The organism is Methylosinus sp. LW4, assembly GCF_000379125.1.
Lineage (GTDB): Bacteria > Pseudomonadota > Alphaproteobacteria > Rhizobiales > Beijerinckiaceae > Methylosinus.
The window spans coordinates 1642084-1655128 of the sequence record NZ_KB900626.1 but is presented as its reverse complement, the minus strand read 5'-3'; the positions used below and the strand labels follow the sequence as shown (position 1 = coordinate 1655128).

The following is a 13045-nucleotide window of genomic DNA, read 5'->3' as shown; positions in this document are numbered from 1 at the left end:
TCATGCGGAAATGCGTTCTTCGGATGGGGCGATCGCCAGAGGCTCTGGCGCCGTCTCCCGTCGCTGCGGCGCGCGCAGCCGGGCGAAGATCGGCGGCGGCGCGAATTCCTCGGGGACGCCGCAGAGCCCCGCCTGCGTGAACCAGGCGCCGAGACGCGGCCAAGCGCTGGCGAGCGCGAAGGGAATCGCGGCGACATAGCCGAAGGTCAGCGGCGCCGACCATAAGGCCAGCGACGGAGCGGAAAGTCCGGCGACGGCGAGGACGAATGCGCCGAAAGCGAAGGCCGGCCAGAGCGCGCGCGCTGTCTCCCATGCGCCGAGACCATGCGCGTCGCGCGCCTGTCCGCTCCAGCCCGCGTCGCGCTCGAAGGGGAGGCGCGCGAGCAGCAGAGTGACGCCGAATGTCGTGACCGCGCCGATGATGAAGGAGAAGACGATCTCGAGCGTCGCGCCCGCGAGCAGGCGGATCGCGCCGCCATAGCGCCGCACGCCGCCCGGCGTCAGCGCTATATCCGCATAGCCGGCGAGCTTGGGCGCGAGATAGAAGCCGAGAAACAGCAGATAGAGCGCCGCCGCCGAGCCGGACGGAAAGCGCGACACGTCCTCGACCAGCGGCAGCAGCGCGCCGAGCAGGATGATCGCCGTCCAGGCCGGCGCGCCGATGAACATGCTGATCGCCCAGACGAGCTGAAAGCGGCTCATCGGCAGCAGTCCCGGAAGAGAGAGCAGCTCCCAATATTGCATGTTGCCGCGGCACCAGCGCAGATCGCGGCGCATGAATTCCAGCAGCGTCGGCGGATTTTCCTCATAGCTGCCGCTCTCTATCGGCAGCACGCGCACCTCATAGCCCGCGCGTCGCATCAGCGCCGCCTCGATCTGGTCATGCGAGAGAATATGCCGTCCGCCGGACAGGCGCGGAAGATCGCAATGCCGCGCGAATGGCGCGATGCGCACCAGCGCATTGTGTCCCCAGAAGGGGCCGCAATCGGCGCCCCACCAGGCTGCGCCCATCGTGTAGCTGCGCATTCCGGCGCGCATGCCGAATTGAAAGGCGCGCGCGAAGGCGGAGCGCGACGGCGCGCCGACCACGAGACTCTGAATAATGCCGATGCGCGGATAGGCTTCGCCGATGCGCACGAGGCGCAAAATCGTTCCGCCATCCATCAGGCTGTCGGCGTCGAGCGGAATCATGAATTCATAGGCGCCGCCGAAACGCTCGCAGAAATCGCGGATGTTGCCGGCCTTGTATCCGATATTGTCGGAGCGCCGGCGGTAATGCAGCCGTGACGCCTCAGCGCCTTCGGCCGCGCGCCAGCGGGCGAATTCGGTCTCTTCCTGCGCGGCGATGCGCGGATCGGTGGTGTCGCTCAGCACGAACCAATCGAAGAGTGCGCCTTCGCCGGTCGCGTCGAGATCGGCCTTCATGGCGGCGAGCCGCGTCAACGCGCGGGCGGCGTCCTCGTTTCGGATCGTCAGCGTGACGGCCGTGCGCGCGCGGATGCGGCGGCGCGTGTCGCCGGCGCGGGCGAAGGGCGCGACGCTGTCGAGCGGGCGCGGATGAAAATGCAGGAGCCAGAAGCCGAGAACGGCGTTGCCGACGCCGAGCACGCTCCAGGGCGCGGCGATGGCGAAGCAGAAGAGAATCGCGGCGTCGATGACGCTCCAGCCGTCTTGCCCCAGAATATCGGCGAGCCAGATCAGCAAAGCGAGATAGACGGCGGCGTCGATCGCGGCGACCAGCAGGCGTCGCCGAAAGAGTTCGGCGCGGCTCTGGAGGCCGGCGGGGGCGGCGGCGGTCATTCGCGTCGTCGTTTCCTATGCAGAACACGGGAAAATCGGCTGGCGCGCATCGCCGCCGTGCTCTAGCAATATCCGCGAAGCACGAGGTTTGTAAATTGGGCGAATCGGAAAAATCCTACTTTAATGGTATGAAAGAGGCGCATTCCCTGTGGATCGAGGCGCCACGGAGCGCGGCGCTGCGCGCTGCGGCTCTCGCTCCGCCTGGACCGGAGGAGGCGCTGGTGCGGACTTCGTGGAGCGCGGTCAGCCGCGGCACGGAGCGGCTTGTCTTCGAAGGCCGCGCGCCGCGCTCGGAATGGGAGCGCATGCGCGCGCCGTTTCAGGAGGGCGCATTCTCCTTTCCGGTCAAATACGGCTATTGCGCCGTCGGCCGCGTGGAGGAGGGGCCGGCCGGCCTTCTCGGCCGCGACGTCTTCTGCCTCCATCCGCATCAGGATTTTTTCGTTGCGCCCGTCGCCATGCTGCGGCCGATTCCGCGGGAGACGCCGACGCGCCGGGCGCCGCTCGCCGCCAATATGGAGACGGCGCTGAACGGGCTCTGGGATTCGGGCGCCGGGCCGGGCGACCGTATCGCCGTCATCGGCGCCGGCGTTCTCGGCCTGCTGGTCGCCACGCTCGCCGCGCGCCTGCCGGGCGCCGAGGTGCTGATCCATGATCGCGAGGAGTCTCGCGCGCAGATCGCCGAGAGTCTCGGCGCGCGATTCGTCGGCGCCGACGCGCTGGAGGGCCTCGGCGCGGATGTCGTCTTCCACGCCAGCGCCTCCTCCGAGGGGCTGGCGCTGTCGCTCGCCGCGGCGGGGCTGGAGGCGACGATCGTCGAATTGAGCTGGTATGGGGAGGGGCAGGTCTCCGCCCCGCTCGGCGGCGGCTTTCACGCCAATCGGCTGCGGCTCGTCTCCTCGCAAGTGGGGCAGGTCGCGCCCTCGCGGCGGCCGCGCTGGAGCTACGCCCGCCGGCTCGACAAGGCGCTGGAGCTGCTCGCCGATCCGCGGCTCGACGCGCTCATCACCGAGGAAATTCCCTTCGCCGACGCGCCGCGGGAGCTGGAGCGCATTCTCGCGCCCGGGGCGAGCGGCCTCGCCACCTTGTTTCGCTATTGAACGGAGAAGAAAATGTACGCAGTCGAAGTCCGCGACCACATCATGATCGCCCATAGCTTCAAGGGCGAGCTGTTCGGCCCGGCGCAGCGCCTTCACGGCGCGACCTTCGTCGTCGATGTGGCGTTTTTTCGCGAGACGCTCACCGTCGACGAGGTGGTGGTCGACATCGGCCGCGCCCATGACGCGCTGAAGGCGACGCTGGCGCCGCTGAACTATCAAAATCTCGACGAGATCGAGCAGTTCAAGGGCCGGCAGACGACGACCGAATTTCTCTCGCGGCATATTTTCGACGCCATGGCCGCCGCCGCCCGCTCGGGCGCGCTCGGGCCGGGCGGCGAGGGCATCTCGCGCATTCGGGTGACGCTGCACGAATCCCATGTCGCCCGCGCCTGGTTCGAGGGCGCCGTGTGAGGCGCATCGTCTTCGCCATTCCGGGAGACATAGAGGCGAGGACCGGCGGTTATGGCTATGACCGCCGCGTGCTCGCGGAATTGACGCGGCAGGGCGTCGCGGCGGTCCATCTCGCTCTGCCGGGAGGATTTCCGCATCCGACGGCCGCGGAGGAGCGCGCCGTCGCCGCGTTTCTCGAGCGTGAATTGACGGCGGATGATGTCGCGCTCATCGACGGCCTCGCCTATGGCGCGCTCTCCGAGACGGCGATCGCATCCATTGCGGCGCCGATCGTGGCGCTCTGCCATCATCCGCTCTGCCTCGAGGCGGGCCTCGCGCCGGAGCGCGCGGCGGCCCTGCGCGAGAGCGAGCGACGGGCGCTGGCCCGCGCCGCTCATGTGATCGCCACCAGCGCGCATACGGGCGAGACGCTGATCCGCGATTTCGGCGCGTCCGAGCGCAAGCTGACCATCGCGCCGCCGGGAACCGATCCGGCCGCGCGAGCGGAGGGCTCGGGCGGCGCGCCGGCGCTGTTCGCCGTGGGCTCGATCATTCCGCGCAAGGCGTTCCATCTTCTGGTCGAGGCGCTGAGCGGCCTCGCCGATCTCGACTGGCGCCTCGCCATCGTCGGCGGCGCCGGCCATTCGCCGCAGACGGCGGCCGACCTCGCTCGGCTCATCGAGGCGAAGGGCCTCGGCGGGCGCATCGTTCTGCGCGGCGAGCTTTCCGGCGAGGCGCTGGACGCGGCCTATCATGGCGCCGATGTCTTCGTCTCCGCATCGCTCCATGAGGGCTATGGCATGGCGCTCGCCGAGGCGCTGGCGCGGGGGCTGCCCATTGTCGCGACGACGGGAGGCGCCGCGGGCGACACCATCCCCGACAGTGCCGCGCTGAAAATCCCGCCGGGGGATGTCGGCGCGCTGCGCGACGCTCTGCGCGCGATCATTGCGGATTCGGCCTTGCGGGCGTGGCTCGCCGAGGCCTCCTGGCGCGCCGGGCAGGCGCTGCCGCGCTGGGAAGAGACGGCGCGCATCATCGCGGACGTGACGAGGGGGCTGGCATGAGCGGTTTCTCGGCCGAATGGCTCGATCTGCGCGAGAGCGCCGACCACGTAGCGCGCAATCCCATCCTGCGCGAGAGCGTCGCGCGCGCCTTCGCGGATCGCGACTCTCTGACCGTGGTCGATCTCGCCTGCGGCGCCGGCTCCAATCTGCGTGGCCTCGCCGAGCATCTGCCGGCGCGCCAGAAATGGCGTCTCGTCGATCATGATCCGGCGCTGCTCGCCGCCGCGCGAGCGCGCCTCATCGCCTGGGCCGACGCTGCGGAGGAGGGCGAGACGCTGATCCTCTCCAAGGGCGCGCGACGACTCGAGGTCGCGTTTCGGATCGCCGATCTCTCCGGCGGGGCAGGGGCGGCGCTCGACGGAATGATCGATCTCGTGACCTCGGCGGCTTTTTTCGATCTCGTCTCGGCGCAATGGCTCGAGGCCTTCGCGGCGCAGATCGCGGCGCGCCGCCTGCCGCTCTATGCGATACTGAGCTATTCCGGCGAGGAGCGCTGGACGCCGCCGCACGTCGATGACGCCCCGATGCTCGCCGCCTTCCACCGCCATCAGGCGCGCGACAAGGGCTTTGGACCTGCCGCCGGGCCGCGCGCGGCGGAATTGTTGGCGAAAGCGCTGGAGGCGCTCGGCTATAGCGTCGAGACGGCGCCGAGCCCCTGGCGGCTCGGCGCGGCGGAGGCGGCGCTGATCGCCGCTCTCGCCGAGGGCTCGGCGGCGGCCGTGGCCGAGACCGGGGAGGTTTCGGCCGGGATCGTCGAGGATTGGCGTCATGCCCGTCGGATCGCCGAGGCCTGCGAGATCGGACATTCGGATCTCTTCGCGCAGCCGAAGGGCGGTTGAGGCCGGGACGTCGGCGCGGCCATGGCGCCATCTGTGCTAGAAAGGAATTGGTTCCCGACATGGGGCAATCGGGCGGAGAGTCCGCTTCGGCCTCTCGCGTCAATTCTCACCTTTCACCCGGAGCCCAGAATGGCCGCCCCCAATGACACAATGCTCGCGCTCGTCCTCTCGAAGGACGGGCTGCTTCCCGAGGGGGAGGCGCTCGCCGCCGCGATCCGTCGGCACTTGCCGCAGGCGCAGACGCCGGACAAGGAAATCCCCGGTGGAACCAGCGTGTTTCTCGTCGACGGCGCCATGCTGGCCATCGGCGGCGTGGCGGCGCCGGCGCCCATCGCCGAGGACGATCCTTGCGTCGCCTACGCTTGGCATTGGAAGGATGTCTGGCCGGCGATCGAAGGCCATGCCGGCCATTTGGTAGTGGCCGTGACCGGCGGCGCCGACGCCAAGACCCGCTCGCTCCTGCTCGGCCGCGCCGTCTCGGCGGTCATCGAGGCGACGCCCGCCGCTTGCGCCGTGCATTTCGCCGGCTCCGACGCTCTCTGGCCGGCCGCGCTGGTCGCCGAGGTGGTGTCGAAAAGCGGCGACCAGCCGCCGATCCCCTTCCTCGTCGCGGTGGCGCTCGGTCGCGACCCGGACGGCGGCGTTTCGGCCATCACCAAAGGCCTCACGGCTTTCGGCCTGATGGAGATCGAGACCCGCGGCTATAAGGACGATCCCAGCGAGCTGAACGGCTTTCTGATCGATATCGCCGCTTATCTCGTCGACGCCGGCGCCGTGCTCGGCGATGGCGAGACCATCGGCCCGGACGCCGACACGAAGATCATCGTGCGGCACGAGGAATCCGTCGTGGCGCCGGGGCAGAAAGTCTACCGGCTGTATTTCCCGACGCAGGGCCACGCCTGAGAGAGCGCGATCGGCGGGGACGCGTCGCTCGTCCCCGCGCTTCGCTATTTGCGCCAGGCTTCGGGAAGCATGCGCCAGATCACCTCGTCGCCGGCGATGCGATGGCGGATGACGCCGGCGACATGCAGCGCGATCAGCGCCAGCAAGGCCCAGCCGAGACTCTCATGCAGCTCGAAGAGCTGCTTCGACAGCGGCTCGTTCTTGGCGAGGAGCGCGGGGAGATGGCCGAGCCAGAAGAAGCTCGGCCCGAGTCCATAGGCCGACAGCGCCAGCCAGCCGACGATGGGCGTCGCGATCAGCAGCAGATAGAGCCCGCGATGCGTCGCCTTCGAGACGATGCGCTCGGCCGGGGTCAGATCGGCGCTGGAGCCCGGCCGATGGCGCAGCCGCGCGAGAAGCCTGGGAAGCATCAGACCCAGCACGATGACGCCGAGCGATTCGTGCAGCACGAAGAGATTGTTCTGCAACGGCCCCTCGTCGAGATCGGCCATCACTATGCCTGTCGGCAGGGACGTCAGCGCCAGCGCGGCGATGATCCAATGCAGCGCCTTGGCGAGAGGCGAATAGGGCTGTCGCTCGACCATGCGAATCCTCCGTGCCGTCGCGGCGGCGATGATCGCGCAGCCGCCGCGAATGCGCAATTGGCCTCAGAATTACTATGTAAATCCCATAGGAATAGTTGACTATAACGGCGTCCTGGCCTATAGCTGAACCGCGCTCCGATCTCCCCGAAAAGCGTTTTGACTCTATGAGAGTCATCGAGAGCTAGCTTGGCGCGTCCCCCATGTGCGCCAGGCGGCCGGCGCGGCGAACCACGATGGTTCGCCGCGCTTTTCTCGCTGCAGCCGTCGCAGGGCCTGCCGGCGCAACGGCGCAGCCGAGAACGCAGAGCGCGGCGCAAAGAATATTTTCTATATTTTTCGGCTCGCCGACGTAAAATGGTCATATATCGGCGCTCGATTCCATATCCGTATGAAACGCCGCTAATTCGTCCTCCGCCATTGCTCGGCCGATGTCGCGCCTATTCGCGTCCTGATTGATTTTTTTGTCCCGATGGATCGGAAGCCGGGCAGATGCGTCGGATATGTCGTTTCGTTTCGCCCGCGCCGCGCGGCGGATCGACGCGCCGAGGTTTGGCGCGGCGGCGTTTTTCCCTTATGTGCATGCGAACCGAGGTTCGTCCTTTAGGAGATGCGATGTTTCCGACCCCCGTTTCCGATCTCGCCCCGAACACTTACGCCTATGAGACGACGCCGCTCGTGAAGCCGACGGGCTTTCGCGAATATGACGCGCGCTGGCTGTTCGAGAAGGAGCTCAACCTCATGGGGGTGCAGGCGCTCGGCCTCGGATTGGGCACGCTGCTCCATGAGATGGGCGTGCCGCTGGAGCTCGCCACCGGCCACGACTATCGCGCTTATTCCGCCTCCATAAAGCTCGCGCTGATCTCCGGCCTGATGGCCGCCGGCGTGCGCGTGCACGATATCGGCCTCGCGCTCTCGCCCATGGCCTATTTCGCGCAATTCGCGCTGGATGTTCCCGCCGTCGCCATGGTCACGGCCTCGCACAATGACAATGGCTGGACCGGCGTGAAGATGGGCGCGCAGCGTCCCGTGACCTTCGGCCCGGTGGAGATGACGCGCCTCAAGGAGATCGTGCTCGCCGGCGCCTTCCGTTCCGCCGAGGGCGGCTCCTATCGCTATGTCGAGAATTTCGGCCAGATCTATCTCGACGATCTCGCTTCCGGCGTGACGCTCTCCCGCAAGCTGAAGGTCGTCGCGGCCTGCGGCAATGGCACGGCCGGCGCCTTCGCGCCCAAGCTCTTGGAGCGCATCGGCTGCGAGGTCGTGCCGCTCGACACCGAGCTCGACTATAATTTCCCGCATTACAATCCCAACCCCGAAGATCTGCATATGCTGCACGCCATGGCCGACAAGGTGCGCGAGAGCGGCGCCGATGTCGGTCTCGGCTTCGACGGCGACGGCGATCGCTGCGGCGTCGTCGACAATACGGGCGAGGAGATTTTCGCGGATAAGATCGGCGTGATGCTGGCGCGCGATCTCTCCAAGCTGCATCCCGGCGCGACCTTCGTCGTCGACGTGAAGTCCACCGGATTGTTCGCGACCGATCCCGAGCTCATCTCGCGCAATGTGAAGGCCGATTATTGGAAGACCGGCCATTCCTACATCAAGCGCCGCGTGACCGAGCTGAAGGCGCTCGCCGGCTTCGAGAAGTCCGGCCACTTCTTCTTCAACGCCCCGGTCGGCCGCGGCTATGACGACGGTCTGCTGACGGCGGTGCATGTGCTGCAGATGCTCGATCGCAATCCAGGCAAGTCCATGTCCGATCTCTACGCCGCTCTGCCCAAGACCTGGGGCTCGCCCACCATGTCGCCGCATTGCGCCGACGAGACGAAATATGGCGTCGTCGACAAGGTGATCGCGCGCTTCCAGAAAATGGAGGCCGATGGCGTCGCCTTCACCGGGCAGAAGATTCGCGATCTCGTCACCGTCAATGGCGTGCGCGTGACGACCGCCGACGGCACCTGGGGACTGGTGCGCGCCTCATCGAACAAGCCGGAGCTGGTGGTCGTCGTCGAGAGTCCGGTGTCGGAGGCGCGCATGCGCGAGATGTTCCATGCGGTGGACGCCGTGCTGCGCGAGAACCCCGAGGTCGGCGCCTATAATCAGACGATCTGACCGCCTATCAGGGCGATGTGGAGCAGTTGGTTCCGCTCGTCATGTAATATTGAACATGATTGGGACTGTAGGTGTTGCGCACCGGCGAATAGCTGGTGCGCGACATCAGCGGCGCCGCCGACTTCAGCCAGGTGATCGTGCGGCTGAATGAGGGCTGATAGCTGTAGCTCACATCGGCGACGATGATCGAGCCGATGGTCGGCGTCACGCTGGTCGTCGTCGTGCCGCCGCCGGCGTTGGCCAGCGTCACCGATTTCGCGCTCGTATAGCTCGTCGGCATGGAATTGGGATCGATAGGCGTGACATCGGCCGCGTTCAGCTTGGCGACGCCATTGATCTTGCAAGGGCGCAGCGTGCCCGAGTTCTTGGCGATCGTCCAATTCACGCTCGCCTTGAAGCCGCTCGTCTGCGTGGCGTCGGCGCTGACCGTGACCTCCGAGATGGTCATTTTGAGAGTGGTGGTCGGCAGCGGTGACATCAGCGTCGTCGCGGCGGAGAAGATCGCCTGAATCGTCGTCTCGTCCATTCCGGCCTGGCCGGAATTGGAGCCGCCGGTTAATTGCTGCGCGGCGAGATCGGAGAGCGTATGCGCGACGAGATCGAGCCTCTGGCTCGCGCGCTGCCCGAGCGCCAGCTCCGCGAGGCCGAGATAGATCACCAGCACCAACGGCAGCATGAGCGCGAATTCCACCGCCGCGAAGGCGCGCTCCTCGCGCAGCCAGGCGCGCGCGTCGCGGCGCTGGGCCGGCGACGCGCTCATGTCGGCTCCACGCGAAAAGCGGCGACGCCGAACAGCAGATGCGTCCATCGGCTGTTATATGTGACCTCTCCGCCCGTCGTTTTGCCGAGCGTTATGCCGGTCAAAATGCCGCCGGTGAGAATCGCCGTCACCGCCGGCATGGGATAGACGATGCGCACGACGGCGACATGGCCGGAGGCCGGCATCGTGATCGTCGAGCTCGCCGCCGGAGGAGACGAATAGAAGGAATTGGAGGTCGAGGCGCTGGACCAACCCGAGCCATTGCCGACATCGGCGATATCGACGAGAATCTTCGAGCAATCGAAGGACGTGCTCAACGTGCCGGCCGCGACGACGCCGCTGGCCTGCCAAGTGCAGACATATTTGTCGATGAAATTCTGATAGGTCATGTTGGCGAGGCTGTGCGTCAGCACGGCGCGGCTCGCATGAATTGTGGTCACCTGCAGCTGCTGGCTCTTGAAATAGACGATTCCCGTCTCGAAAATCGCGCCGAGCAGCCCGAGCATCGGCACGAGCACCATGGCGAACTCGACCGCGAGCGCCCCGTTCCGGTCGCGCCCGAAGCGAATCACGCTCGCGGCGAATCGGCGCGTCGGCTGTCGCGACAAATTTTCGTCTCCGCTCATGCCTCGAACCCACGGCCCGAAAGGGCGTTTCGCAGCCGCCCCTTTTGATCTCCCATGCGCGCCTTCGGCGATGCCCGTCAGCGCTTGGGCGAGGACGAGCCCTCGTGCTGCTTCACCGCCTCGAGAACGCGCGCCGTATAGTCCTTGTCGTCGCCGAGATCGACGGCCGGCGCGCAATCGGGCGCGCAAGCGTAGGATTCGCGTCGCGAGCCGCGTAGCACGACGAGCTTGTCCATCGGCTGGGTGACGGTGATGATCTCCTCGCCGACCTGATTGCCCGTCGGATCGAGCAGGATGAGATTGGTCGAGCCGAAGCTTTTTCCGGTGACGACCATGAGACGATTGGTCTTCAGCATCGTCACATCGGCGATGAGCGGATTTCCGATGATCAGCGTTTGCGCGCCTTCCGGCATGCGCACCACGCGAGCGCGGTCCACGTCCACGAAAACGCCGCGTTTTTCGCCCTCGCGCGCCATAGCGACGCCGGCGGTGACGGTCGCGCCGACCAATAATGCCAAATATCCATGGAAACGAGTCGAGCGCATCACGCACCTCTGAACAATCATCGCCTTTGCGAGGCTTCGTGTCGAACAAAACCACGTAATAGTGAATCATTGCTGAAAATGAGGTGGATCGACGTTTCGCGCCGCGAGCTTCATAGGTCGATGATGCGATTAACGCGTTTGCAAGAAGTTCTACGTAGGGTCTCGTCCTGTCCGGCGAACGGGCTCGATCGAGCGACGCCGCCGAACTCAGTCAATAGAGCGAGGAGCACGAGTATGAAGAGCTTGTTTTCGCGGTTCGTTAAGGACGAGTCCGGCGCGACCGCCATCGAATACGGCCTGATCGGCGCGCTGATCTCCGTCATCATCATCACCGCAGTGAAGCTCGTCGGCAGCAACCTGTCGCAGACCTTCAACAAGATCGCTCAGAATCTGAGCTGAGGTCTGAAGGGCGCTGATCTCGTCGCCTCCCCGCGCCGAGATCATTTCAATGCGCGCATTTCCGCCGAAGGCCGGCTCGTGAACGGAGCCGGCCGGCTCGGCGCATGGGCGGCGAATTACGACGCCCTATATTGGGAGAAGGCGATGAAATTGTCGGTCTTGAAATTCCTGGACGATGAATCGGGCGCCACGGCTATCGAATATGGCCTCATCGGCGCTCTGATTTCGGTCATTATCATTACCGCCGTGAAGCTCGTCGGCAGCAATCTGTCGGAGACTTTCAACAAGATCGCTCAGAACCTCAGCTGAGCGATCGCCCGAATCGTGCGCGCGCGTCGGCTCCTCGCCGCGCGTCGCGCGAATCGCGCGCTCATCCGAGCGCGCCGAAGCGACTTCGAGAGGCGCCTTTGTCGCAAAAAGAGAAAGGCGCGGCGACAGGAACGACACTGATGATCGCAGCCCCCGCCGCGCTAATCCTCTTTCCGGCCCTTATGGCGTTTTCGGCCTTCGCCGATCTCCTCACCATGACGATTCCCAATCGCGTCTCCTTGGCGCTCAGCGCGCTGTTCGCGATTTTCGCCGCATGGCTCGGCATGCCGCTCGACAGCGTTGCGTCGCATGTCGCCTGCGGGGCGGCGGTGCTCGCTGCGACCTTCCTTATGTTCAATCGCGGCTGGATGGGCGGCGGCGACGCCAAGCTCGCATCCGCGACGGCGCTGTGGCTCGGCTTCGAGCAGCTCGCCGATTATGCGCTCATCGCCTCTCTGGCCGGCGGCGCGCTGACCATAGCGATTCTCGCGCTGCGGCGATTCGAGCCGCGCTTCGTCGCCCAATCGCCGCGCCTCGCCCATCTTTGCGACGCCGCCGAGGGCGTTCCTTACGGCGTGGCGCTCGCGATCGCCGGCGTCGTCGTCTATCCCAATTCTCAGCTCTGGGCGCTGCTCGCCGCCGCATGAGCCTATCGCCCGGCTCTTCGCCGAGAGCCGCGAGACACATGGGCTTCGCAATGCGAAAGAGCCTGTCGTCTTACCGGCGATTAACCATAATTTGACGTTTTTCCGCTTTCATTCGGAATGCTCCGCTCTAGCCGGGGCGATCGGACTGGAAGCAGATGAACAAGGCGCAGATCGTGGTTCTCGGCGTCGCCGTCGTGGCGGGCGGCGGAGCCTTCCTGATGATGAACGGATCGCCGCCAGAGGCGCCGAAGATCGTTCAGATGATCCCCACGCCGCCGCCGACCGACAAGGTTCTCGTGGCGACGCGCGATCTCTCCTATGGAACCGCGCTCGGCGAGCCGGACACCAATTGGATCGATTGGCCGATGGGCGCGGTGCCGCCGGGCGTGCTGCGCAAGAGCGAGGTGCCGAACGCCAAGGAAGATCTGCAGGGCTCCTATGTCCGCAATCCGATCTCCAATGGCGAGCCGGTGCGGCGCGAGCGTCTGGTCAAGGGTCCGACCGCGGGCCTGATGTCCACTCTGCTTCCCGCCGGCCATCGGGCGGTCGCCATCGACATCTCGCCCAACACGACGGCGGGCGGCTTCATTCTTCCGAATGATCATGTCGATGTGATGCGCACTTATCGCGACAGCGATCGCGGCCGTGAAGGCGGCTCCGCCGATCTCTCGTCGGAAGTCATTCTCACCAATGTGCGCGTGATGGCGATCGGGCCGATGGTCGAGACGAAGAACGGCGAATCCGTCGTGACCGGCGCGACCGCCACGCTCGATCTCGAGCCGCGGCAGGCCGAGCTCGTCATCCTCGCGCAGCGCACCGGCCAATTGGCGCTGATGCTGCGCTCGATGGCGGACGCGCATGACGACGACAAGCGCGCTTCGGCGGCGGACGATTCATTGACGGTCGTGCGCTTCGGCTTCCCAACAACCTTGCGCACGCGCTGAGGCGATGCGGCTCATCGAAGGAC

General features: G+C 66.2%; 15 protein-coding genes. 10 read left to right on the top strand and 5 right to left on the bottom strand.

Annotated elements, in window-relative coordinates:
- On the bottom strand, positions 1-1800 hold the full coding sequence (gene mdoH, locus METLW4_RS24415) for a glucans biosynthesis glucosyltransferase MdoH (RefSeq protein WP_018265762.1): 1800 nt from the start codon (positions 1798-1800) through the stop codon (positions 1-3).
- A 128-nt stretch (positions 1801-1928) separates the two neighbouring features.
- Here mdoH and METLW4_RS0108380 point away from each other — a divergent pair, with 128 nt between their 5' ends.
- The 5 genes from METLW4_RS0108380 (at position 1929) to METLW4_RS0108360 (ending at position 6096) form a co-directional block, all read left to right on the top strand.
- On the top strand, positions 1929-2900 hold the full coding sequence (locus tag METLW4_RS0108380; RefSeq protein ID WP_018265761.1) for a zinc-dependent alcohol dehydrogenase: 972 nt from the start codon (positions 1929-1931) through the stop codon (positions 2898-2900).
- A 12-nt stretch (positions 2901-2912) separates the two neighbouring features.
- A complete protein-coding gene (locus tag METLW4_RS0108375) occupies positions 2913-3311 on the top strand; it encodes a 6-pyruvoyl trahydropterin synthase family protein (RefSeq protein WP_018265760.1) in 399 nt (132 codons plus the stop codon).
- Entirely contained in the window at positions 3308-4354 is a 1047-nt protein-coding gene (locus METLW4_RS0108370; RefSeq protein WP_018265759.1) for a glycosyltransferase family 4 protein, read from the top strand. Before METLW4_RS0108375 ends, METLW4_RS0108370 begins: the two co-directional genes overlap by 4 nt.
- Entirely contained in the window at positions 4351-5193 is an 843-nt protein-coding gene (locus METLW4_RS0108365) for a hypothetical protein (protein WP_018265758.1), read from the top strand. The genes METLW4_RS0108370 and METLW4_RS0108365 overlap by 4 nt, the downstream gene beginning before the upstream one ends.
- A 129-nt stretch (positions 5194-5322) precedes the next feature.
- Positions 5323-6096, top strand: coding sequence for a DUF4261 domain-containing protein (locus tag METLW4_RS0108360; RefSeq protein WP_018265757.1), 774 nt, complete (start codon positions 5323-5325; stop codon positions 6094-6096).
- 44 nt (positions 6097-6140) lie between these two features.
- Here METLW4_RS0108360 and METLW4_RS0108355 read toward each other — a convergent pair whose 3' ends face one another.
- On the bottom strand, positions 6141-6680 hold the full coding sequence (locus METLW4_RS0108355; RefSeq protein WP_018265756.1) for a cytochrome b: 540 nt from the start codon (positions 6678-6680) through the stop codon (positions 6141-6143).
- Positions 6681-7292: 612 nt separating this feature from the next.
- Between METLW4_RS0108355 and METLW4_RS0108340 the strand changes: the two genes are divergently transcribed.
- On the top strand, positions 7293-8792 hold the full coding sequence (locus METLW4_RS0108340; RefSeq protein WP_018265753.1) for a phosphomannomutase/phosphoglucomutase: 1500 nt from the start codon (positions 7293-7295) through the stop codon (positions 8790-8792).
- A gap of 7 nt (positions 8793-8799) precedes the next feature.
- On the opposite strand, the gene METLW4_RS0108335 is transcribed toward METLW4_RS0108340, so the two are convergent.
- The 3 genes from METLW4_RS0108335 to METLW4_RS0108325 form a co-directional block, all read right to left on the bottom strand.
- Entirely contained in the window at positions 8800-9552 is a 753-nt protein-coding gene (locus METLW4_RS0108335) for a TadE/TadG family type IV pilus assembly protein (RefSeq protein WP_018265752.1), read from the bottom strand.
- Entirely contained in the window at positions 9549-10178 is a 630-nt protein-coding gene (locus tag METLW4_RS0108330; protein ID WP_018265751.1) for a TadE/TadG family type IV pilus assembly protein, read from the bottom strand. Before METLW4_RS0108330 ends, METLW4_RS0108335 begins: the two co-directional genes overlap by 4 nt.
- A 77-nt stretch (positions 10179-10255) precedes the next feature.
- Positions 10256-10696, bottom strand: a complete 441-nt coding sequence (locus tag METLW4_RS0108325; RefSeq protein WP_245258426.1) for a pilus assembly protein N-terminal domain-containing protein — start codon at positions 10694-10696, stop codon at positions 10256-10258.
- 261 nt (positions 10697-10957) lie between these two features.
- Here METLW4_RS0108325 and METLW4_RS0108320 point away from each other — a divergent pair, with 261 nt between their 5' ends.
- The 4 genes from METLW4_RS0108320 to cpaB all read left to right on the top strand — a co-directional run bounded on the left by METLW4_RS0108320 (position 10958) and on the right by cpaB (position 13022).
- Entirely contained in the window at positions 10958-11122 is a 165-nt protein-coding gene (locus METLW4_RS0108320) for a Flp family type IVb pilin (protein ID WP_018265749.1), read from the top strand.
- A 144-nt stretch (positions 11123-11266) separates the two neighbouring features.
- Positions 11267-11431: a Flp family type IVb pilin gene (locus tag METLW4_RS24410; RefSeq protein ID WP_043332460.1), complete on the top strand. Its 165-nt coding sequence runs from the start codon at positions 11267-11269 to the stop codon at positions 11429-11431.
- 140 nt (positions 11432-11571) lie between these two features.
- Positions 11572-12078 carry an A24 family peptidase gene (locus METLW4_RS0108310; RefSeq protein ID WP_026191355.1) on the top strand — a complete coding sequence of 169 codons (507 nt, stop codon included), beginning with the start codon at positions 11572-11574 and terminating at the stop codon, positions 12076-12078.
- A 155-nt stretch (positions 12079-12233) separates the two neighbouring features.
- The gene (cpaB, locus tag METLW4_RS0108305; RefSeq protein ID WP_018265746.1) at positions 12234-13022 is read left to right on the top strand and encodes a Flp pilus assembly protein CpaB; all 789 of its coding nucleotides are present in this window, start codon (positions 12234-12236) and stop codon (positions 13020-13022) included.
- The last annotated feature ends 23 nt before the right edge of the window (positions 13023-13045 follow it).